Annotated in this window: 1 protein-coding gene; it reads left to right on the forward strand. The window is 66.0% G+C overall.

The window, feature by feature from the left end; all coding sequences use genetic code 11:
- On the forward strand, positions 1–247 hold a 247-nt coding region (locus SB658_RS26470), incomplete at both ends, for a hypothetical protein (RefSeq protein WP_410603470.1).

Genomic DNA, 247 nt, shown 5'->3' on the forward strand with positions numbered 1-247 from the left:
GACTGGTTCCTGAACGAGCCCGAGCCCGCGAAGCTGATCCTTGATACCCGCGGTGTGCCCTTCAACCCGGACACCCTGGCCGTCGTGGCGCCTCTCCTCGAGGGGCCGAGTCAAATTGCGGCCGATTACGTCGACACCGTGCTTGACGACGGTGTCGTCGCCCCGCCGCAGCCGGCCGGTGGCTCGATCATGAACGAGCTATCGCAACGCATGGAGTCCGAGGTCCTCTTCGATCGAGCGTCGCCGG

It is taken from the genome of Bacillus sp. SIMBA_008, assembly GCF_046535495.1.
Taxonomy (GTDB): domain Bacteria; phylum Bacillota; class Bacilli; order Bacillales; family Bacillaceae; genus Bacillus; species Bacillus subtilis.